The 23,258-nt window shown below is 62.2% G+C and carries 3 protein-coding genes; all 3 read right to left on the reverse strand.

Annotation, left to right across the window (positions count from 1 at the left end; translation table 11 throughout):
- Nucleotides 1-16: 16 nt before the first annotated feature.
- The 3 genes from EGK14_RS06250 to EGK14_RS06260 all read right to left on the reverse strand — a co-directional run bounded on the left by EGK14_RS06250 (nucleotide 17) and on the right by EGK14_RS06260 (nucleotide 23,256).
- On the reverse strand, nucleotides 17-1,369 hold the full coding sequence (locus tag EGK14_RS06250) for a TolC family outer membrane protein (RefSeq protein ID WP_125288223.1): 1,353 nt from the start codon (nucleotides 1,367-1,369) through the stop codon (nucleotides 17-19).
- A 73-nt stretch (nucleotides 1,370-1,442) separates the two neighbouring features.
- A complete protein-coding gene (locus EGK14_RS06255; protein WP_125288224.1) occupies nucleotides 1,443-5,537 on the reverse strand; it encodes a hypothetical protein in 4,095 nt (1,364 codons plus the stop codon).
- A 559-nt stretch (nucleotides 5,538-6,096) separates the two neighbouring features.
- Nucleotides 6,097-23,256 (reverse strand): Ig-like domain-containing protein, encoded by a 17,160-nt coding sequence (locus EGK14_RS06260; RefSeq protein WP_233598454.1) that lies wholly within the window; start codon nucleotides 23,254-23,256, stop codon nucleotides 6,097-6,099.
- Nucleotides 23,257-23,258: the final 2 nt, after the last annotated feature.

A 23,258-nucleotide genomic window follows, 5' to 3' on the forward strand; every position in this document is an offset into this window, starting at 1 on the left:
CTTATCTTGTTTGGCATCAAAGCGATGGCAGGGTTTGTCCGCTGGTGGCTTCACGATCGATGCCCATAATATCCAGCAGGTTGTCGACAGCGGAGGCGTAGCGCACGGTGGCGTCCCAGCCGTCGTAAAGCGCGGTCAGACGGCTACTGTCAGCCTGAAAGACATCCTGTTCAACGCTCAGTAAATCGTTGAGGCTGCGCTTATTTAATTTGTATTCGTCGGCGTAAACCGAGCGGGTGTGGTCGGCGCTGCTCAGCTGCTGCTCGCCTGCCGTCTGGCGCTGCTGCGCGCCAATCATGTCGGCATAGGCGGTGGAGGCGCTCTGATTAATATCCAGCTTGGACTGTTCGACGGCGGCCTGCGCTGCTTCGCGGTCGCCTTCCGCCGCGCGGGTTCTGGCGTTGACCAGACCGCCCTGGTAGAGCGGCGCTTCTACCTGAAGCTGTAGCTCATCGTCCCAGTAGGATCGGGTAGCGTTTTCATAACGCGTACGGCCCGCCTGCACTTTAATGGTCGGCCAGTGGTTAGAAGACGCCTGGCGAACGCGTTCGATTGCCGCTTCCTGTTTAGCCTGCGCGCTGCGCACCGCCGCGCTTTTTTCGTAGGCGATCCTGTCCAGCGTGATCTGCTGATTCAACAGCGACTGCGGCAGCTCCGGCAGCGCGCTGGGCACCACCCCGGTCAGCACCGTCAGCTGCGCCAGCGCAGAGCGTTCTGAAGCGCGGTACTGCTCCATTGTCGCGTGCATCCCGGCGATGCGGGTTTCCGCCTGGAGCACATCCGACTGCGAGCTTAGCCCGGCGTCGGCGCGCATATGGGCGATATCCTTGACATGTTCCAGCGAGGCGACGTTGTTTTTGGCCGCCTCCACCAGCGCGCGGTAGCGTTTGACCTGTAAATAGGCCTGTAGCGTATCCTGCGCCACCGTGGTCATGGTGTCGTAAAGGGCGAAACGATAGGCTTCGGAGAGGTGATGCTGTTCGTCAATAGCGCCGCCGGTGCGGCCAAAGTCATACAGCAGCTGGCTGAGGGTAATGCCGCCAGAGCCATTGTTGTTGAGGCTGCCGGAGGAGTCGGTGGTGTGCGATCGTCCCCCGGTCGCCGCCAGGGAAATTTGCGGATACCAGGCGCTTTCGGCGGCATCCAGATCGGCCTCGCCCACGCGGATCTGCGCGGCGGCCTCGGAGATTTTCGGATTACGGGCAAAGGCCCGGAGGATAGCTTCACGTAGCGTCAGCGTTGAGATTTGCTCCTCGGTGGGAGCGGCACGCCAGTTAAATTCTACTTTCTGCTGCTTTGCTGCCAGCGCATTCTGTCCCACGGTGCCGCACAGCGCGGCCAGGCACAAAGATACCCACACTTTCTTCATCCTGGTCCTCTCTTCCTTCTTCCTTTTTGGTGAAAAAACGGCCGGTGCGGCAATCCCGCGCCGGCCTGTTACGTCAGGCAGTCTGTACCTGTAGGTTATGTTGAATTAAGACATCCGCCAGCGTGCCTTCGTGGCTTGCGGAGGAATTGTGATAGAGATCAAACTGCTGACCCGCGATCGTCTGCATGCCCGCCTCGTTCCAGACGCCGCCTTCGGCGGTACTCAGCGTTACCGCGCTGCCGTCTGCGCCTTTGATGGTCAGCGCCTCGCTGGCATTGTCGGTCAGCGCCAGCAGATCCTTTTGCCCCAGCGTAAGGCTGTTGCTGCCGGACGTGCCGAGGTCGATGGTTTCAACGCTGCTAATCTTCAGGCCCAGCGAGGCGAAATCCAGCGCTTCGTGCGAGCCGTCCAGCACCAGCGTATCGTGACCGGCACCGCCGTTCAGGTTGCTGAGCAGATTCAGCGTGGAGAGCGTAAAGGTCTCATTGCCCTCCGTGCCAGCGTTGGGAGCAATGCCCTCGACGTGGCTGGCTACGGCCGGTTCACCGCCGGTAGCGCCGCTTTCCGTTACGGCTGTTGCGCTGCTATCTTGCGCATCCGTGGCGCTGGCGTGACTAACGTCATCCAGGGGATTAGCCTCCGCAAGCAGGCTAAACGTACTTTGATCGGCCGTTTCTACTGTGGCTGGCGCATCCGGCAGAGTGACGGTATCCCGCGTCTCATACCAATGACCCGCCGCGTCCTGATAGGACACGTAAAAACCAGGCGTAGAAGAAATGGAGGTATATTCGCTTACCGGTACCTCGGCGGTGAAAGTGCCGTCCGCGGCCACATTGATAGCGTAGTAATTAAGCAGCTCGCCGCCATAAAACGACAGCTTGTCTACAGGGAGCGGTTCTGTCACTGTGCCGCTGATAAGGTAGTAAGCATTATCATCGTGATAAACGACATCTTCTGGCGTCAGCGCATTAAACGTCAGCACGGGATCGCTGCTGTAAAGATGCGACAGCAGCAGGACGTCACGGCTGGCGCTGGCGTTGCCGCTCGCGCTTTCGATGCTGACCTTAAGGTTGTAGTAGCCGTCCGCCGTCGCCTCTATATCCGCTGATGGAATGGTGGCCATCCAGTGATTGGCGTAAACATAACCGGTATAGGTTTTGTCGGCCAGAGTAAGGGTGACTTCGGTGCCGGTATGCAGACCCCAGCTGTCGCCGTGCAGCTGGACGTCGTTCTGATAGTTGGCGTAATCAACGATATCGTTGATTTCCACCGTATCCATGGTCAGCGTTGGCTGCACGTCCGCCGCATAAAGCTCCACGCTTAGCGACGCGCTGTGTTCATGTCCGGCCGAATCCTGCACGCTGGCGAGTATCGTGGTATTACCGGCGGTCAGCTGCCTGGCGTCGTTTTCGGAAAGCCAGGTTGTCCATTCGCCGTTCTGCCCTACGGTAGCCGAGCCGAGTGCAAGCGAGCCGATGGACAGGGTAACTCTGGCGCCCACCTCGCCGGTTCCCCTGATAGCGTAATCATCGGTAAGCGTGTTGAGGTTGACACGGTTGTCGTCGGAGAGGCTGTTAATGGTTACGGTCGGCGACGTGCTGCCGTTGTAAAAGTCCAGCGCCAGCGAACCGGAGCCGACGTTTTTCGCCATGTCCGAAATCGTGGCCTCCAGCCTGTAGTCGCCCGCGGTCAGCTGCTGCGCCTGCTGCGGCGTCAGCGCCGCCTGCCAGGTGCCGTCAAAATCGACCGTAGTGTGCCAGGTCAGCGCGCCCAGCGTCAGCGTCAGCGCATCGCCCGCATCGCCCGTGCCGGTAAAGCGATAGTTTTCGGCAATCTGGTTGAGATTGATGTGCGTTCCGTCTGCTGGGGTGTCGATAGCCGTTTGCGGCGTGCTGACGTCGGTAAAGAAGTAAGCCTGGGTGCTGCCCGTTTCGCCTTCCGCGTTGCTGGCGGTCACGGTGATCCAGCGCTTGCCGGTATTAAATTCGCTGTGCAGCAGCGTTTCGGTGTTCAGATCCAGACGCCAGTTCCCATCGTTGGTCACCGCAGCCTGGTAGTCGACGCCGTTGATCTTCACCATAACGGTCTGACCACTGCCGGTCGCGCCGGTCGTGCCGACCAGGGTCTGACCGTCAAGCTTTTCACTGCGATTCAGCCAGCCATCGCCAAAAGGCGTATTGATAGTAGGATGCGGCACGGCGGTGGCGGCCAGCAGCACGCCGGTACTGTCCGCTGCAGGCTGGGCGGCTGCGGTCGCCTGCCCGGCGGTCGCGGCTGCATGGTCGGCGGAGGCGCTGTCAACAGCCGCGGCCGGCGTCGCCTCGCCGTTGTAAAACGTAATATCCTGCGTCTCCGTGCCGGTATTTTTCGCCGGATCGGTCACGCTGGCTTTCAGCGTATAGTTGCCCAATTGCAGCTGCTGCGCCTGCTGCGGCGTGATGTCTACCCGCCAGGTGCCGTCGAAGCCGACCAGCGTCTGCCAGGTCTGAGTGCCCAGCGTCAGCGTCAGGCCGTCGCCCGCATCGCCCGAGCCGGTAAAGACCAGGCCGTTTTGCCGGGCGCTATTCAGGTTGATATCCGTGTTCGGCAGCGTATCGACGCTGACATGCGGCGTACTGATATCGGTGAAGAAGTAAGCGCCGGTCTTGCCGCTTTCGCCTTCGGCATTGGTGGCGTAGACGTTAATCCAGTGCTTGCCGGTAGAGAAATCAGTGCCCATCAGCTGGGCGGAGGTCAGCGCCAGGCTCCATTTACCGTCGTCCGCCGCCGTCGCCTGATAGCGGCTGCCGCTGATATTGATCGCTACCTGTTGACCGCTGCCCGTCACGCCCGTCGTGCCGCTCAGCGTTTCGCTATGGGTTTTCTCATCGTGATTCAGCCAGCCGTCGCCAAAGGGCGTGGCAATAGTCGGCTTCGGCGTAGCAACCGCGCCGCCGCCCGTTTCCGGCGATGTGGTGCCTGGGTTATCCGGCGTCGGCGGCGTGCCGTCCGTGGGGTTCTCAATCGGCGGAACGGGAACCGGCACTTCCGCGCCGCCGCCGCCCGTGCCGACCGGCGTCACCAGATCGGTAGCAACATAGATCATTTGCTCAAACCAGTTGCCCGCGCCGTCCTGGACGCCCAGCACCAGCGCGTTTTGTCCCTGCTGGGTATGGATATCCTGGGAAGTGAGCTGCACGCTCCAGCTGCCGTCCGCATTCAGGGTACCGGTACGATAGCTCTCGATCTCGCCCTTAACGGCAAACATGGTCAGCGGAAAAGGCGTTTGCATTGTGCCGGTCACGGTGTAGATCGGCTCGCCGTTTTGATAAGTCACGTCGGCCAGCGTCAGCTCATCGGTGGTAACCAGCGGGCTACTGCTGTTGTAGTGGCTGATAAGCAGCAGATCGCGAGTGGCGCTGATGCTGTTGCCGCTGGCGTCGATGGCGCTGACGGAAAATGTGTAGCTGCCGTCTTTGATCGCCGCCAGGTCGCTGTCACCAATTTGCACCGACCAGACGTTGTTGTTGACGTAGCCGGACCAGGTTTTACCGTCCAGCGTGAGCTCTACCCGCGTACCGGAGGCCAGCTGCGTGCTGGTACCGGTAATTTCGACGCCGTAAACGCCCTCTTTATAGTTAACCGCGTCATCGACAGAAACCGGATTAATGGTCAGCATCGGCAGCGTGGTCGAGGCTTCTGCGGCAATAGTGCCGGTCGCGGTGGCCGGGCTGGCCGTTAGCGCAGGCGCCGTGGGAGAAGTGGCGACGGCTGCCGCTGCGCTATCAACGGGCGCGGTCGTATTGTTGACAATCAGTGTGGAATCAATGAATTCGGCAGCTGCCGGTATCGCAGCCAGCGTCGGCGTCGGCGTCACGGCTGTTTCGGTATCCTCTGTTCCGCCAGCAAACAGCGCCTGCTGCTGCGTCGCGCCATCCTGAAAGATCAGCTGGCTTTGCGATTGAGGATCGGTACTAAAAAACTGTTGAAAACGCGAGACGCCGCCATCCTGATGTAGGATCAAATCGCTGCCCTGCCTCTGCCAGACAGAAACCTGAGAAGGCGCGCCCTGTAAGATGACGATACTGGGTTCGCTGAGGGTATAAGCCTGTGAATCGTTTTCGACGAGCAGTGTTTCACCGCTTGCCAGCGACACGATATTGACGCGGCCTGAGCCTGAATACGCCATAAAAATCCCCTTGTGCACCAGATAAATGAGTAAAGTGACGCCGCGTAAAAGTAAAGTTTTACTTCACTTAAAGCGGGCATGCAGCGGCCAGCGCCTCAAAAAAGGTGCCAGGCCAGACCCGGTGCTTTCTGGATTTACAAAATAATCCATAACAAGGCTAATGGTAAAAAAAATTTCCAAAAAAAAAGCTAACGACAAGGCGAGGATTTTATTTCGCCGGCAAAAAAAACAGTACCACTCTTTGCCATAACCGAGAATCGGCCCAACTTACCACTTTTTACCTCAATAACTTATCGTCAAAAAAAGGCGAGCAGTCGACGCTGGATAGTGGATAACCTAGTCCGCTACAACACACTTTACTACTGGCGTAAATCTGGAAAGTGGTGCCAAACGGCAATTTTTTCTTATTAGTGTCTTTAACGTCACTTTACGCAAAAATGACAAAAATTCGCCATTCTTTATTTTCGCTGACGCTTTTGCTGCCGCTACAAATGATAACCCCTCCTTAACCTTAACCGCCCTGCGCGAGCCTGACTGTGCCCGCGCAGGAAAGTCTTTGTTATACCAGATGAACCTGAAGATTATGCTGGATCAGCACATCGCCCAGAGTGTTTGCAGTATCCAACGCCGAGTTGTGGTAAACGTCGAATACCTGCCCGTCTACCGTGCGCTGTGCGGTGGTAGCCCAGGTACCGCCGTCGCCGTTAGCCAGCGTGACCAGATCGCCGGTTACCCCCTTGATCATCAGATCGTCGGTCTGTTTATCGGTAATATTCAGCGCCTCGTTGAGATCCAGCTTGACGCTGTTAGTACCGCTTTGCCCTAAGTTGATGATTTCGATATGCTCCACCTTCAGCCCGAGCGTGGTGAGATCCAGCGTCATATGCTCGCCATTGAGCACCAGCGTATCGGTACCCGCGCCGCCATCAATATGCGTAAAGTTCAGCGTATTAAGCGTTACGGTATCTTCGCCGCTGCTGCCCGCGACCGACGCGCCTTCTACCGTCTGTCCGTCCGCCAGCGCCGCGATTAACCCACCGATGCTGTAGCTGCCGTCATCAATGACCGTAGCCGTAGCGGACTCGCCCGTGGTAGCCGTGGCGTTGTCGGTTGTGCCAGTAGCCGCTGCGGTGGAGGCGTCCGCCGGAGTGGTGGCATCCGTCGTAGTAGTGGTTTCCGCCGTACTGCCGGCCGTCGCGCTGTCCGACTCGCTACTCGCCGTGTTCGCCGTCGCCACCTGCGCGGAAGCGGCAGTCACAGCGGCGTTGCCGGTATCGCTGGTGTCAGCAGCAGCGACAGCAGTAGCCTCATCCGCCGCCATCGCCAGCAGCGCCGTTGCCGCCGCCGCAGAAGAGGTGCCCGCAGCCGGCAGCAGCGATCCCAACAGCAGGGTGTTACTGGTAGTGGCGCGGTTGCCTGCCACATCCGCTGCGGTTACGGTAACGATAGAGTTCAGGCTTAAAGAGGTTAACAGGCCGCCGGTGAATTTTACGCTATAGCGGCCGAGCGCATCCGTGGTGGTGTTCAGCGTCGTGCCGTTCAGCGTGACGCTCAACGGGGTGCCCTGGGGCAGGTTCAGCGTGCCGCCGGTCACGGTCAGCCCTGTTACCAGCACGCTGACCAGGCTCAGCACCGGATCGACGCCAATGGCCGGTAGGTTATGGGTAATAGCCGTAAAGGTATTGCTGCCGGTGGCGGTGTTGCCTACCACATCGGACACGGTAGCCGTGACGGTATAGCTGCCGTCAGCGATGCCTTTCAGGGTGGCGGAAGGCACCGTCACGCTCCATGCGCCTGTAGAGCCCACGGTTGTGGTGTAAAGGTTGCCCGCGATATTAACCGTCACCGTACTGCCAACCGCATTAACCGAGGTACCACTGATGGTAGCCGGCGTGTTGGCCTCGCTCAGATTAAGGTAGTGGTCGCCGCCAAACATGGTGCTGTTATTAATAGTCACGCTTGGCAGCGTATGGGTTTTCACCACCGCCGTATCGGAACCGGTGCCGGTATTACCTACCGCATTGGTTACGCTGGCGGTGACCGTAGCGTTGCCGTCCGGCAGTGCGGCCAGCGTCGCGGCCGGCACCAGCACGCTCCAGGTGCCGTTCGCGCCGATGGTGGTGGTCAACGTCGAGGTGCCCACGCGCACGTTCAGGATCGAGCCTTCAGCATTGGTAGACGAACCGGTAATCGTCTGGGCAGTTTGCGCATCGACAGCGCTCAGCAGGCCATCGCCAAAGATGCTGGAGATCGTGACCGAAGGCGGCGTCTGCGCGATAACAACCAGTTGTCCGGTATTGGTCGCCACGTTGCCGTAGCTATCCGTTACCGAGGCATTGACCGTCAGCACGCCGTTCGCCAGCGCGCTGAGATCGGCTTTCGGCACGTTCAGCGTCCAGCCGCCGCTGCTGTTAACCGGTGCCGTGTAGGTTTTACCGTTCAGCGTGACGGTTACAAGGGAGCCAGTCGTAACGTTACGGGCTATACCGCTGATGGTCTGGACGGTGTTGATATCGTTGGCGCTGAGCACGCTGTCCCCAAATACCGTGTTGACCGTCAGGGTTGGCGTAGTCTGGATGCCAACCCGCACGCCCGTGCTGGCGCTGGCGGTGTTGCCTACCGCATCGGTGACGGCGACGCCCACGGTGAGATTACCGTCCAACAGCGTGCTGAGCACAGCAGGCGACACCTGAGCACTATAGGCACCGTTCGCGCCGACCGTGGTCGTCACGATGGTGTTGCCGAGGTTGATTGTTACGGTCGATCCCGGCGCTACGTTGCTGGCCGTCCCGCTGATGGTCTGCGTGACCAGCGATTCCACCAGGTTCAGTACGCCGTCGCCGCCAAAGACCGGGTTCAGCGTCACGGTCGGCAGCGTGTTGACGCCAACCGTTGCGCCGGCATTAGCGGTAGTGGTGTTGCCCGCGCTATCCGTTACGCTGACGCCCACGTTGAGGTTGCCGTCCAGCAGCCCTTTTAATAACGTCGGCGTCAGCGCCACGTTAAAGCTGCCGTCCGCCGCCGTAGCGGTAACAAATTGCGTACCGGCCACGTTGACCACCACCCGAGAACCCGGCTCCGCATTGGCCACGGTGCCGCCAATGGTCTGTCCCAGCGCCGCATCAGCCGCGTTAAGCAGGCCATCACCAAACAGCCGCGCAATATTGACTACCGGCGCGGTCAGCTTGGCCACCAGATTGCCGGTGGCGGTAGCGGTATTGCCTGCCGCATCGGTAACGCTGGCCCCCACGGCCAGGGCGCCGCTGGTCAACGTGCCGAGAATATCCGGCGTGACCGTGGCGGTAAAGGCGCCGTTCTGTCCTACCGCCGCCTGTACGGTGGAATTGCCCAGCGTCAGGTTAATGGTCGAACCGGTCGCTACGTTATTGACCGTGCCGCTGATGGTCTGGTTAACCAGCGCATCGGCAATATTCAGAATGCCGTCGCCAAAGATTGGGTTAAGCGTGATGGACGGTTGGGCGGTAAAGATGCCGATAGTGGCCGACGTCGACGAGGTATTCCCCGCCGGATCGGTCACCGAGACGCCCAGCGTCTGGTTGCCGGTGGTCAGCGCCGCCAGATCCAGCGGCGGAATAGTCACGTTCCATGCGCCACCCGCCTGAAGCGTCGTCTGGTAGGTTTTACTGCCCAGCGTCACGGTAACCGTGGAGCCGGCCGCACCGTCAATCGTACCGCCAACCGTCTGCGCCAGCGCCGCCTCAGCGATGTTTAGCAGGTTGTCGCCGCCAAACAGGCCGGTGATGGCACTGATGGTTGGCGCTTCCAGAATGGTGGTGACGGTTTCACCCACGGTGCGGGTATTGCCTGCGCCATCGGTCAGCACAATGTTCAGCGCGGTATCGCCATCGCTTAACAAACCGAGCAGGCTTGGCGGCACGATCAGCGCAAAGCGCCCATCCTGTCCAACATCCGCCGTCAGCGTAGTGCCGCCCAGCGTCAGCGAAACGGTCGCGCCAATCCCGGCGGAGCTGGCCAGGCCGGTAATAGTCTGCGCTACCGTGGTATCCACCGCGTTCAGGAAGCCGTCGCCGAAGACGGAATCCACCACCAGATTCAGTGCCGCGTTAACCACTTTATTTACCGTCAGCGTGGCGTCGGTGGTGTTGCCTGCGGCGTCGTTAACCCGCAGACCAAACACCAGCGTGCCGTCGGTGAGGCTGCCCAGCACCTCCGGCGTCAGATCAAGGCTGAAGGTGCCGTCGGCATTGACCAGCGCCGTGGCGATCGGCGAGTTGTCGCCCAGATAGAGGCCGATAGTTTGGCCTTCCGCGCCGTTCGCGGTGCCCGTCACTACCTGAGTGGTCAGGATATCCGCAGCATTCAGCACGTTATCTTCCACCAGCGCGTCCACCGCAATCAGCGGCGCGCCGGTATCTACGGTAAAGTCGCGCGTAATGGTGCCGGTATTGCCTGCCGCATCGGTCAGCGTGACGGTCAGGGTTTGTCCCGCCTGGCCCAGAGCCTGCAAATCGCCTGACGGAAGCGTGGCAGACCAGCTACCGTCCGCCTGAACGATGGCCGTATAGGTCCTGCTGTTCAGCGTGAGGGTTACCGCTCTGCCCGCCTCGCTGGTGGACGCCGTCCCGCTAATTATCTGGTTAACCGCCGCTTCCGCGCCGTTCAGCACGTCGTCGCCAGCAAAGGCGTTGAGGGTGACGACAGGCACGGAGCGATCCACCAGTACCTGGCTACTTGCCTCCAGCGTAGTGTTCTGATCGGTGGTCAGCGTCGCGGTTACGGTGGCGATACCGTCGGCGATATTCGCCGCCGTGTTCGGCACGGTGAGCGTCCAGGTGCCGTCGACGCTATTCACCACGGCCGTCCCGGCCTGCGCCACGCCGTTGATGCTGACGGCTACGGTTCCCGTCACCGCGCCGCCGCTGTCGACAGGCAGGTTAGCGAATGTTCCGGTCAGCGTCAGCGTCGCGCCGTCCGTACTGTTGATGATGTTGTCGTCGGAAACCGGTGCCAGCGTCAGCAGCGGCGTTGGAGGCGGCGTCAGATCGACCGTGACCGCAGCGGTTGCGGTGCCCGTATTGCCTGCAACATCCACTACCGAAGCGTTGATGGTGCCGGTATCGCCAGTGGTGCCCAGCTGCGCCAGCACTTCCGGTGTCAGGTTAACCGACCAGCTACCGTCCGCGGCTACCACGCCGCTTACGGTCGCCGTGCCGATGGTGACCGTCACTACCTGGCCTTCGCCCGCGCCGGTCGTGGTGCCGCTCAGCGTCTGGGTCGTCAGGCTTTCCAGATAGTTCAGCGCCCCATCGCCGGTGAATGGCGTGATGGCGAGGGTTGGCACGGACGTGTCGACGGTAAAGCTGCCCGTCGCCGTCGCCGTGTTACCACCGATATCTGCCGCCACCACGGTATAGTTTTGCAGCCCCTGATCCAGCGCCTCCAGCTGTGCCGTAGAGAGCGGCAGCGTCCAGTTGCCGTTCGCATCCACCGTCGCATTGTAGTCGGCACCGGCCAGCGTCACCGTCACGGCCTGACCGTCGCCTGCCAGCCCGGTGGTGCCGCTAAGCGCCACGCCCGCTGCCACGTCGGCCGCGTTAAGATATGTATCGCCAAAAGGCACATCCAGCGTTGGCGTTGGCGCGGTCAGCGCGGCGGTGAAGCCAAGCGAACTGGTGTTGATATTGCCCGCCGCATCAATCACGGTGACGTCGACGCTGTGCGCGCCGTTAGCCAACCCGTTCAGCGCACCGGCCGGCAGCGCTACCGCCCAGTTGCCGTTAGCATCCACGGTACCGGTGTAGGTAATGCCCGCCACGTCGATTTGCAGCTGCACGCCCTGATTTAATCCGGTAACGCCCGTAGTGCCGGCCAGGGTAATAGCCGTTCCAGCCTCGGCGATATTCAGAATATCGTCGGTAAACAGCGGTGAATCGATGGTCGGCTGCGGCAGCGCCAGCAGCGCGTCGAAAGCAAGCGTGGCCGTGTTGGCGTTGCCTGCGGTATCAGTCGCGGTAACCGCAAAGGTATGCGTGCCGCTGCCCAGCGCGGTCAGCTGTGCCGACGTCAGATCCAGCGTCCAGTTGCCGTTGGCGTTGACCGTCGCCGTCAGCGGCGTACCGCCGTCGATAGCGACAGTGACCGTCTGGCCGGCCGCGACCAGCCCGGTATTACCGCTCAGCGTCTGCGTGGCGGCGGCTTCGGCCACGTTAAGCAGGCCATCGGTAAACGGCAGATCGATGGTGACCGCCGGCAGCGCGTTAACGGCGACCAGTGCTGAATCGTCGGCCGTCCCGACGTTGCCCACGGCATCCGTGACCGTAACCGTAATCGGCAGCGTGCCGTCCGGCAGCGCAGAGAGCACGCCAGCCTCCAGAGGCAGCGTCCAGTCCCCCGTAGCCGGATCGACGCTTGCCTGGTAAGCGGTGCCGTTGATATCAACGCTAACGGTTTGCGCACCGGTAATGCCGGTAGTGCCCACCAGCGTCTGGCCCGCTGCCGCCTCGGCAGCGTTCAATACGCCATCGACGAAAGGCTGGGTCAGCGTCGGCGTCGGCAGACCGGTAACGATAGCAGTATAGGCCAGCGAATCGGTGCTGCTGTTGCCCGCCAGATCGGCAACCGTCACGTTAATGGTGTGTTCGCCGTTGCCCAGCGTGGCCGCCAGCGCAGGCGTCAGCGTGGCCGTCCAGTTGCCGTTGTCGTCAACCGTAGTAGCAATGGCGTTGCCGTCAATATTCAGCGTAACCGTCTGGCCCGCGCCGGTAATGCCGGTGGTACCGTTAATCAGCTGCTCGACGCCCGCTTCGGAAGCGTTGAGCAGGCCGTCAATAAACGGCGTATTGATTGCGGCCGTCGGCAGCGTGGTGGCCAGCACCTCAACGCTGGCTTCGGCCGTCGCCGGGTTGCCCGCCGCGTCGGCGCTGGCGACCGTCAGCTGATAGAGCCCGTCGGCCAGGTCGGCAAGCGTACCTGCCGGCACGGCGGCGCTCCAGGTGCCGTCCGCATTGACCGCGCCAGTAAAGGTTTGATCGCCAAGCGTGACCGTTACCGCCGTGCCGACGGCAAGATTGGTCGCCGTGCCGGTCAGCGTCTGTTCCGCTGCCGCTTCGGTCGCGTTAACCAGGCCATCGATGAACGGCGTATTCAGCGTCAGCGTCGGCAGCGTATTCACCGCTACGGTCAGGGTAATGACGCTGGTAGCGACGTTACCGCTGGCGTCGGTTACCGCCACGCTGAGCGGAGTCGTACCGTCGCCCAGCGCTGTCAGATCGCCGCTGCCGATAGTCAGGCTCCAGTTGCCGTCCGCATCTGCCGTGGTCGCGTACACCTTGTCGTTAAGGGTAATGCTCACCGGCAGGCCCGCATCGGTGGTGCCGCTGACAACCAGCCCGGCCGCCGCTTCCGCCGCATTCAGCACGTTATCCACGCCCGCGCTTAACGCCACGTTCAGCGCCGGCGCGGTGGTATCAACGGTAAAGTTATCCGTTGTCGTCGCCACGTTGCCCGCCACGTCGCTGCCGCTGGCGATCAGCGTATTGGCGCCCGGCGTTAGCGCCTGTAGCGCAGCCGCTGGCACGGTAGCGCTCCAGTTGCCGTCGGCGTCAACGGTGCCGGTATAGGTCGCGCCGTTCAGCGTCACCGTCACGGTGCCGCCTTCCGGGATGCGCTGGCTGGAGCCGGTGATCAGGGCATCGCTCTGCGCTTCCTGATTATTGACCACATCGTCGCTGGTGACCGGATCGACAGAAATAGTTGGCAGACTGGCCGCCTGGGCAACCACGGTAAACTCAGCGAAATTGCTGCCCGTGTTGCCCGCCACATCGGCGACCGTGGCGGTCAGCGTTTGCGCGCCGTCAGGCAATGCGCCGAGATCGGCTGCCGGAACCGTTGCGGACCAGCTGCCGTCCGCCTGCACCAGCGCCGTATAGGCTACGCCGTTAAGCGTGACGGTCACGGTCTGCCCGGCCGTCACGTTGGTGCTAGTGCCGGTAACGGCCAGATCCGCGCCCGCTTCACTCTGATTAAGGTAGTTGTCGCCGCTGATGGCATCCAGCGCTACGGTCGGCTGGCTCGCCAGACTGGCGTCGACGACAACCGTCAGCGCCTGAGTAGAGACGTTGCCCGCCGCATCGGTCAGGCTGACGCTCACTGGATAAGTCCCGTCCGCAATGCCCTGAGTGACGCTGGCGGGCAGATTGACCGTCCAGTTACCGTCGTCCTGCACCGACTGTTGATAGGCGACGCCATTAAAGGTGACGGTCACCAGCTGGCCTGCTTCGCTGGCTGAAGCGGTACCCGTAATGGTTACCGGCCCTACGCTTTCCGCCGCGTTGATAATATTGTCACCCGCGACCGGATTAACCGTTAGCGTTGGCGCAGTCAGATCAACGCTAACAGAAGTCGTCGCGGTGCCCGTATTGCCGATGGCGTCCGTGGCGGTCACGGTGATGCCCTGAACGCCTTCGCCCAGCGCCTGTAGCGTAGCGCTGCTGACCGGCAGCGTCCAGTTGCCGGCGTTATCCACCGTAGCGGCGTAGTCCGTGCCGGCAATGTTGACCGTTACGGTCTGGCCTGCGCCGGTCGCGCCGGACGTACCGCTCAGCGTCCGATCGCTCTGCGACTCGGTAAAGTTGATGTAGCTGTCGATAAATGGCGTATCCAGCGTTGGCTGTAGCGCCACGGTCGACAGCGTGATATCGGCAGCGGTTGAGGCCGTGTTGCCCGCCGCGTCGCTAAGGGAAACGGTAACAGGATAAGTGCCGTCCGGCGACGTCTGGAGCAGGCCGGCCGGCAGCACAAGGCTCCAGCTGCCGTCCGCCGCAATGGCGGTGGTGTAAGTCTGGCCGTTCAGCGAAACCGTGACCAGCTGGCCTTCTTCCGCGCCGGTGCTGCCGCCGCTGACGGTAATATCCGCCGCTGCTTCGCTACCGTTAACCACGCCGTCGCCCGCCAACGGATTAAGCGTCAGGGTCGGCGCGACGGTATCCACTGTGACCGGCACCGGTACCGTGCTGGCGTTGCCGGCCGCGTCGGCTACGGTAACCTGTAGCGCGTTTGCGCCCTGTGGCAGCGCCTGAAGTTCAGCGGTCGGGATAGTGACGCTCCAGTTGCCGTCCGCGTCTACCGTGCCGGTATAGGTGGTATCGCCCACCACCACGGCAACAGTTTGTCCGTCGCCCGTTACGCCAGAGGAGCCGGTCAGCGTCTGATCCGTCGCCGCCTGTGCGCCGTTCAGCACGCCGCCGTTAAATGGCGTATCCGCGGCGACCGCAGGCAAATCGTTGACCTGTACGTTCAGCGTAGCGGTGCCGGTGGCCGTGGCGCCGCTGGCGTCGGTCGCGGTAACGGTTAGCGTGTTAGCGCCATCCGCCAGGCCGGCCAGCGAGGCGGCCGGGATCACGGCGTTCCAGGTGCCGCCGGTGCCGACCACGCCGGTAAAAGTTTGCCCGTTAAAGGTGACGGTCACCGGCGCGCCCTGCGCAAGGCCGGTAGTGGTACCGGTAACAATCAGCGCATCCTGAGCTTCCGCAGCGTTCAGGTAGCCGTCTGTGCTGAGCGGATCGAGGCTGATGCCCGCCGCCGTGCTGTCCACGGTTACATCATGACCGACGGTGATCGGATTGCCTGCCGCGTCGCTGACCGCCACGCTGAAGGTTGCCGTGCCGTCAGCCAGCGTCGACAGCGCGGAAGAAGGGATTGCTACGCGCCATGCGCCGCTGGCCAGCACGCGGGTGGTGTAAGCCACGCCGTTAAGCGTTGCGGTCAGCTGCTGCCCTGCCTCAACGTTAGTGGTCGTACCGCTGAGATATTGCGTAGTCTGCTGTTCGGCGCCGTTAAGCGTATCATTGCCGGTGAAAGGATCGACAGAAAGGGTTGGCAGCGCGGCCGCGCTGGCTTTAACCGTCAGCGGGCTGTCAGCGGTCGCGCTGTTGCCTGCCGGATCGGTCACGGTAGTGGTGATCACATAGCTGCCGTCCGCCAGCGCGGCCAGATCGGCTGCCGGCACCGTTACCGTCCACTGGCCGTCCGTGCCCGCCGTGGTGGTGTAGTCGATGCCGTTCAGCGTCACCACGATAGCGGCATTAGCTTCACCTGTGCCGCTAACGGGCAGATCGCTGCCCTGTTCCGCCGCGTTAAGAATGTTGTCGCCAGCGATAGCGTTAACGGCAACCGCAGGTGGCAGCGTGTTCACGCTCAACGTCAGCGGAGAAGCTGCCGAGTTGCCTGCCGCATCGCTGACGGCAACGGTCGCCAGGGTATCGCCCTGCGGCAGCGCCTGTAGCACTTCCGGCGACAAAACGATGCGCCAGTTGCCATCGCCGTCAACGGTGCCGGCATAGGTGCTGCCGTTAATGGCGATGCTGACGTTCTGGCCGTCGCCCGTGAGTCCGGTAGTGCCGGTCAGCGTTTGTGCCGTTCCCGCCTCGCCCGCATTCAGCGTGCCGTCGGTAAACGGCGTTTCGATAGCCAGCGTCGGCAGCGTAGTCGCCACGTTCAGCGTCGCATCGTTGGTTACGGCGTTGCCGTCCACGTCCGGCACGCTGGCGCTGACGGTCACCGGGCCTTCAGGCAGTGCCGCCAGATCCGCCGCCGGTACCGTCAGGCTCCACGTACCGCCCGTCGTTACCGTGGTGGTGTAGTCGATGCCATTCAGGGTCACCGTCACGGTATTGCCTTCCGGCACGTTAGAAACCGCACCGCTCACGGTCAGATCGCCCTGCGCCTCCGAGGCGTTCAGGTAGCCGTCATCGCTGAGCGGATTAATGGCTACCGAGCTGATATCAGTATTAACATCGAAGCTTCCGCTTGCCGTCACCCCATTGCCCGCCGCATCGCCCACGGAAACGCTATAGGTCTGCGTGCCCGCAGGCAGATCCGCCAGTACCGCAGCAGGAACAGTGACGCTCCACGCGCCGCTGTCCTGCACCAGGCCACTGAAAACCGAGCCGTTCAGCGTCACGGTCACAACCTGGCCCGCCTGGACGTTAGTAGTGGTGCCGCTGATTGTCTGGCTGACCTGCTGCTCTGCGCCGTCCAGCACGTTGTTGCCCGCAACATTGTCCAGCGTCAGCGTTGGCAGCGTAGCGGCATCGGCCACGACCGTCAGCGTGCTTTCCTGAGCTGTCACGTTGCCTGCCGCGTCGGCGGTCGCTACGGTCAGCGTGTAGTCGCCGTTGGCCAACCCGGCCAGATCCGCAGCCGGAATAGCCAGCGACCACTGGCCGTTAGCGCCTGCCGTGGCGGTGTAGTCCGTGCCCTCCAGCGTGACGGTAACGGTTGAGCCGTTCTCGGCCGTGCCGCTAACGGTCAGCGGCTGCGCCTGCTCTTCGGCGTTCAGGATACCGTCGCCGCTCAGCGGATTAACCGTCAGCACAGGCGTGCTGACATCCACAACCAGCGCGCTGGTTTGCGTGACGGCATTGCCTGCCGCATCCGTCGCGGTAACGGTGACAGGATAGCTGCCGCCGGTTAACGCAATGGTCGCCGTCGCGGGAACGGTAACCGTCCAGCTGCCGTCGCCGTCTACGGTCGCGGTATAGACGCTGCCGTTCAGCGCCACGCGCACGCTGTCGCCCGCGTCGCCGGTGCCGGTAATAGCCAGCGGCTGACCCTGTTCGGCGGCGTTCAGGAAGTTGTCTTCAGCGATAGCCGCGACGGTCAGAACTGGCGCAGCGGTATCAATGGTAATGGCGTGAGGCAGCGCAAGGCTGCCGCCGCTGGCAGGCGAGGCGGTGACGGTCAGGGTGTAATCACCGTCCGCTACGCCCGCCAGCGCCGCTGCCGGGATCGCCGCGCTCCACAGGCCGTTTGCGCCCACGGTCGCCGGATAATCCGTGCCGTTAAAGCTTACGACTACCGTGCTGGTGTCATCAGGCACGCTGCCGGTTACGGTAAAGCCCTGGGCGGCTTCGGCGGCATTGATTAAATCATCGCCGGAAACGGCATTGATAATCAGCGTCACGTCTACCGCCGTATCCAGCGTCAGCGTGGTGTCCTGGCTGTTGACGTTGCCCGCCGGCGAGGTCGCCGTTACGGTCAGCGTGTTATCGCCTTCCGTAAGGTTAGCCAGCGAGCTGGCCGGTACACTAATCGTCCACTGTCCGCCAGCGCCGACGGTAGTGGTATAGGTATCGCCGCCCAGCGTAACGGAGATAGTATCGCCTTCGCTGCCGCTACCGGTAATGTTCTGCGCCTGGCCCTGCTCGACGCGGTCAATAGTGTTATCGCCGGTGACCGGATCCACCGTAAAGGCTGGCGTCGCGGTATCAACGGAGAGACCCAGATTTTGCGTAGCGGTGTTGCCGAAGGCATCGCTGGTGCTGACCTGGAGCGCGTAAGGCCCATCGGCCAGCGCCGCCAGATCGGTTGCCGGAACGCTCAGGCTCCAGCTGCCGTCCGCGTTCACCGTGGTGGTATAGGTTACGCCGTTGAGCGTAACGGTAACGTCATTGTCAGCCGTACCCGTGCCGCTGACAGCCAGCGCTGCGCCCTGCTCGGCGGCGTTGATAATGTTATCGCCGCCTGCGACCGGATCCAGCGTCAGCGTTGGCAGCGCGGTGGCCACGGTAATAACGGGCGCTGGCGTAATGGCGGAAACGTTGCCTGCCACGTCGGTGACCGTCACCGTCACCGCAGACTGTCCCTGCGGCAGCGCCTGAAGCACGGCTGGCGCCAGATCCAGCGTCCAGACGCCAGAACTGTTAACGGTGGCGGCATAATCGGTGCCGCCGATGTTGACCGTTACGGTCTGACCAACGCCTTCCTGCCCCGTGGTGCCGGTCAGCGTCTGCGTGATGCCCGCTTCCTGGCCGGTCAGGGTGCCGTCAATAAACGGCGTTTGCAGCGTCGGATCCGGCACGCGATCGACGTACACGTTCAGCGTGTTTTCGCTGGTCACGGTATTGCCGTTTTGCGCGATCGCGCTGGCCGTCGCGGTTTGCGGCCCTTCTGCCAGCGCCTGCAAATCTGCTGCCGGAACGGTGGCCGTCCAGCTGCCGTTTGCCGCTACGGTGCCGGTGTAGGTTTGGCCGCCGAGCGTAAAGGTGACCGTGCTGCCAGCCGCCACGTTCGCCGTAGAGCCGGTAACGGTTAGATCCGTCTGCGCTTCAGACGCATTCAGATAGCCGTCGCCGCTGAGCGGATCGAACGCCACGCTGCTGAGCGTACTGTCGACGGTAAAGGTTTTGGCAACGGTGCTGCTGTTGCCTGCCAGATCGGCCACGGTGACGTTGAGCGTTTGCGTGCCGTTCGCCAGCGCGCTCAGGTCGGCGGCCGGTATCGCCACCTGCCAGCCGCCGCCCGTTTGCACCGTGGTCACGTAATCGGTGCCGTTAAGCGTTACGGTGACCGTTTGCCCCACTTCCGCATTGGTTACCGTCCCGCTGAGTAGCTGATCGGTCTGCTGTTCCGCGCCGTCGATAATATTGTTAGCGGTCAGATCGTCAACGGCAATAACCGGCGCGCTGGTATCCACCACCAGCGGCGTGCCGGCGGTAGTCACGTTGCCGGCCGCATCGCTGGCGGTAACGGTCAGCGTATAGTTACCTTCCGCCAGCGTATTCACCGCTGTGTTTGGCACAGTCAGCGTCCACTGACCGTTAGCACCAACAATAGTATTGTAAACGGTACCGTTCAGCTCGACGGCAATAGTGTTGCCGGTTTCGCCGGTGCCGCTAACCACCAGCGGCTGGCTGGTGTCGGCAGCATTAAGATAGCCATCGCCGGAGACAGGGTTCACCGTCACCGCCGGTGGCGTCAGATCCACATCCAGCGTACGGGTCAGCGCAGAGACGTTGCCTGCCGCATCAACCACGCTGACCGAAACAGGATAGCTGCCGTCGGTTAACGCCAGCAGCGCTGCCGCCGGCAGCTCAATGCTCCAGCTACCGGTGCCGGCCACCGTCGCGGTATAGGTGGTGTCGTTCAGCACCAGCGTGACCACGTTGCCCGGCGCGCCGTCGCCCGTTACCGTCAGCGCCTGCCCCTGCTCCGCCAGGCTCAGGCGGTTATCTTCCGCCAGCGCATTCAGCGTCAGCGTCGGCGTTGAGGTATCTACGGTAAAGGTATTGGTTAGTGAAGAAGTATTGCCTGCCGGATCGGTGGCCGTCACGGTCAGCGTGTTATCGCCCTGCGGCAGACCTTGCAGCACCGCATTGGGCAGCGTGACCGACCAGTTGCCGTCCGTGTCCACGCTTGCCGTGTAGGTGATGCCGTTCAGCACCACGCTAACGGCCTGGCCGCTGCCGGTAATGCCGGTCGAGCCGGAGAGAGGCTGGTCGCTGAGCGCCTCCGTGCCGTTCAGCGCACCATCGATAAACGGCTCGTTCAGCGTCACGGTAAAGTCTGGATTAATGGCGGAATCCAGACTCTGCGTGGTGGTGATCTGATTGCCGTTAACGTCGGTCGCCGTCGCGGTGATCGTCTGGTTGCCGTTAGGCAGGCCGCTCAGCGCGCTGGCCGGAACGGTCACGCTCCAGCTGCCGTCATTATTGGCGGTGGTTTCATAATCCGCATTGTTAAAGCGCACCAGGATGCGCGCGCCAAAGGTCACAAAACGGGTGCTGCCGTGGATCACCAGCGGGTTTTGCGCTTCGGCGGCGTTGATGGCGTTATCGTCGCTAATGACGCCAATAGCAATTGAGCTAAAGGTATTATCGATGGTATAGCCGCTGGTCGCCGTGGCCGGATTGCCCGCGACATCAGCCACATCAACGGTAAAGGTTTGCGTGCCGTTGGCCAGCCCGTAATAGGCCGTAGCCGGCACCAGCACGCTGTAGCTGCCGTCCGCCTGCACGGTACCGGTATACTGTGCGCCGTTCATGGTCAGCGTAACGAGCTGGCCTGCCTGGACGTCGGTCGTGGTACCGGTGACCAGCTGGTTGAGATCCTGCTCCGCGCCGTCCAGCACGCCGTCGCCGGTGAAGGCGTCTACGGCGATCGTCGGCTGCGTGCCCGCCACCACCGTCAGCGGTTGCAGGCTCGACGTAGCGTTGCCCGCGCTGTCCGTGGCCTGCACGCTCACCGCATAGGTGCCGTCCGTCAGCGCATTGACGTCGGCAGCAGGCACGCTGACGCTCCAGCTGCCGTTGGCGTCAGACACGGCGTTATAGGTAACATTATTAAGCGTAACGACAATCGTCGATCCCGCATCGGCTGTACCCGCTACGCTGAGCGCGGCGTCGTGTTCCGCCGCGTTCAGATAGCCGTCGCCGGAAACCGGCGCGATGGTCAGTGCAGGCGTCGCAGTATCCAGAGTTACCGGCGTCAATGAGGCGGTCTGGTTGCCGCCCGCATCCGTAGCGGTCACGGTAATATCGTATTTACCGTCCGGCAGCGACTGCAGCGCAGAAGGCGAAATCGCCAGGCTCCAGTTACCGTCTGCATCCGCGCCGGTCAAATAAGTGACGCCCGCCAGTACTACGCTGAGATTGCTGCCCGCTTCCGCCGTGCCGCTCACGATCAGCGGCTGATTCTGCGCCTGCGCGTTAATCACGCCGTTATCGCCAGGAATGGCAACGTCCAACGCTGGTGCGGCAGTATCAACCACGATCGGCGTGGTGGAGCTGGCCGTATTGCCCAGCGAATCCGTAACCGTAACGACAATATCTGCGGTGCCGTCCTGTAGCGATGCCAGCGCCGGAGGCAGCAGCGCCACGCTCCAGCTGCCGGTAAGGGTATCAACGGTAGCGGGATAACTTACGCCGTCAACGGTTACCGTTACCGCCTGATCCGGGAAGTTGACGCCGGTATTGCCCGTCAGCGTTTGCGCCGCCGTGCTTTCAGCTGCGTTCAGCACGCCGTCGCCAAACGGCGAGTTAAGGATGATTTCTGTCGGGAAAGAAGTGCGCACGTTTACGTCGCTACTGCTGGCAATGGGATTGCTGTTCGCATCCGTGCCCGTCACGGTAACGGCGTAGCTACCGTTGGCGATGCCGGTCAGCGCGGCGGCAGGCACGGTCGCCGTCCAGCTGCCGTCCGGATTGACCGCAGAAGCGTAATCCACGCCGTTAAAGGTAACTGTCAGCGGCGTGGCGGCGGCAAGGCCGGCGCTGCTGCCGCTGATAACCAGATCCGCCTGCGCTTCCGTCGCGTTAATAGCGTTATCGCCGCTGACCGGCGCAATAGCCAGCGAGGCCACGGTGTTATCGACGGCCACCGCAAAACTGCCGGTGGCGTTGCCGGTATTGCCCGCTGCATCGCTGACGCTAACGGTATAGTTTTGCGTACCGTTAGCCAGCGCCGTGAGCGTGGCCGCAGGCAGTGTAATATTCCAGCTGCCGCCAGGTTCAATACTGCCGGTAAAGACGGTGCCATCCGCCAGCGTGAGCGTGACGGGGCTGCCTACGGCGACGTTAGTGGCCGTGCCGGTCAGCACCTGATCGACCGTAACTTCTGCGCTGTTCAGCGAGCCGTCGGCGGTGAGTGGGTCAACCGTCACGCCCGGCGTAGTGGTTGCATAGGTTACAGTGGTATAGGTCTCACTGGCGTTACCGGCCGCATCGGTGGTAACGACGGTGACGACGTAGGTGCCGTCAGCAATGGCGGCCTGGCTGTCCGGGCTTAACGTCGCCGTCCAGGCACCGGTAGCCGGATCGACTGTGGCGGGCACGTCAACGCTGTCAAAACGCACCAGCACCGTGTTGCCCGGCTGGGTAGCGCCGGTGATAACCAGCGGTTGACCGACTTCACCCGCGTTAACATAGCCGTCGCCGCCCAATGGGTTAACCGTCGCCGTCGGTGGCGTGGCGTCCACGGCCAGCGGAATATTTTGCGTGGTGCTGTTGCCATAACCGTCGGTCGCCACCACGCCCAGCGTATAATCCCCATCGACAAGCTGTTGCAGATCGGAAGCCGGAATATTGACGTTCCAGCTGCCGTCCGGGTTAACGGTGGTGCTGTAGGTCACGCCGTTCAGCGTGACGGCGACGCTCTGACTGTCAGCGCTGACGCCGCTCAGGAGCAGCGGCTGGGTCACATCGTTCTGATTCAGCGTCGCATCCGGTGGCGTAACGGTGAGAACTGGCGCGGCGGTCGCTACGTTTATCGGCGTGGTCGAGGTGCTGCTGTTGCCTGCCGGATCGGTAATCACTACGGTGATATCGTTACTGCCCTGCGGCAGGTTTTGCAGCGAGCCTACCGGCAGCGTCACGCTCCAGCTGCCGTCGTTATTGACCGTGCCGGTATAGTCCGTGCCGCCTATTGTCGCAGTGACCGACTGGCCGGCGCCCGCCACGCCGGTGTTGCCGGTCAGCGTCTGTTCGGCGCCCGCTTCACTGCCGCTGATGACGCTGTCGCCGAAGGGCACATTAAGCCCGGCGTTCGGTTCTGTGGTAACAACGTTAAGCGAAGCGGCAGAGCCATTCTGTACTACGGTGCCGTCCGCCAGCGTGGCTGAAGCAATAATCAGATTTTGTCCCTGCGACAGCTGTTGCAAATCGGCAGCGGGAATGGTGGCGCTCCAGCTGCCGTCTGCCGCCACGGTGGCAGTGTATTCGCGCCCGCCCAGCGATACCCGGATGACCGTGCCGGCAGGAAGGTCGGCTGAAGAACCGGAAACGGTGAGATCGGACTGCGCTTCATTAATACCAAGATAGCCGTCGCCGCCCGGTGCATTGACGCTAATACTGCCGATGCCAAAAGCTGGTACGGTGAAATCATGCGTGGTGGTTGCCGCCGCGCCTGCCGCATCGGTAACGGTAGCGGTAATGGTCGCGGTGCCCGCTGCCAGCGCCTGCACGG

Origin of the sequence: Erwinia sp. 198 (assembly GCF_003937915.1) — a bacterium.
GTDB classification, from domain to species: domain Bacteria; phylum Pseudomonadota; class Gammaproteobacteria; order Enterobacterales; family Enterobacteriaceae; genus Erwinia; species Erwinia aeris.

Coding starts and splice junctions, on each gene's coding strand:
- EGK14_RS06255 (WP_125288224.1), bottom strand. CDS start 5,537: ATGGCGTATTCAGGCTCAGGCCGCGTCAATATCGTGTCGCTGGCAAGC.
- EGK14_RS06250 (WP_125288223.1), bottom strand. CDS start 1,369: ATGAAGAAAGTGTGGGTATCTTTGTGCCTGGCCGCGCTGTGCGGCACC.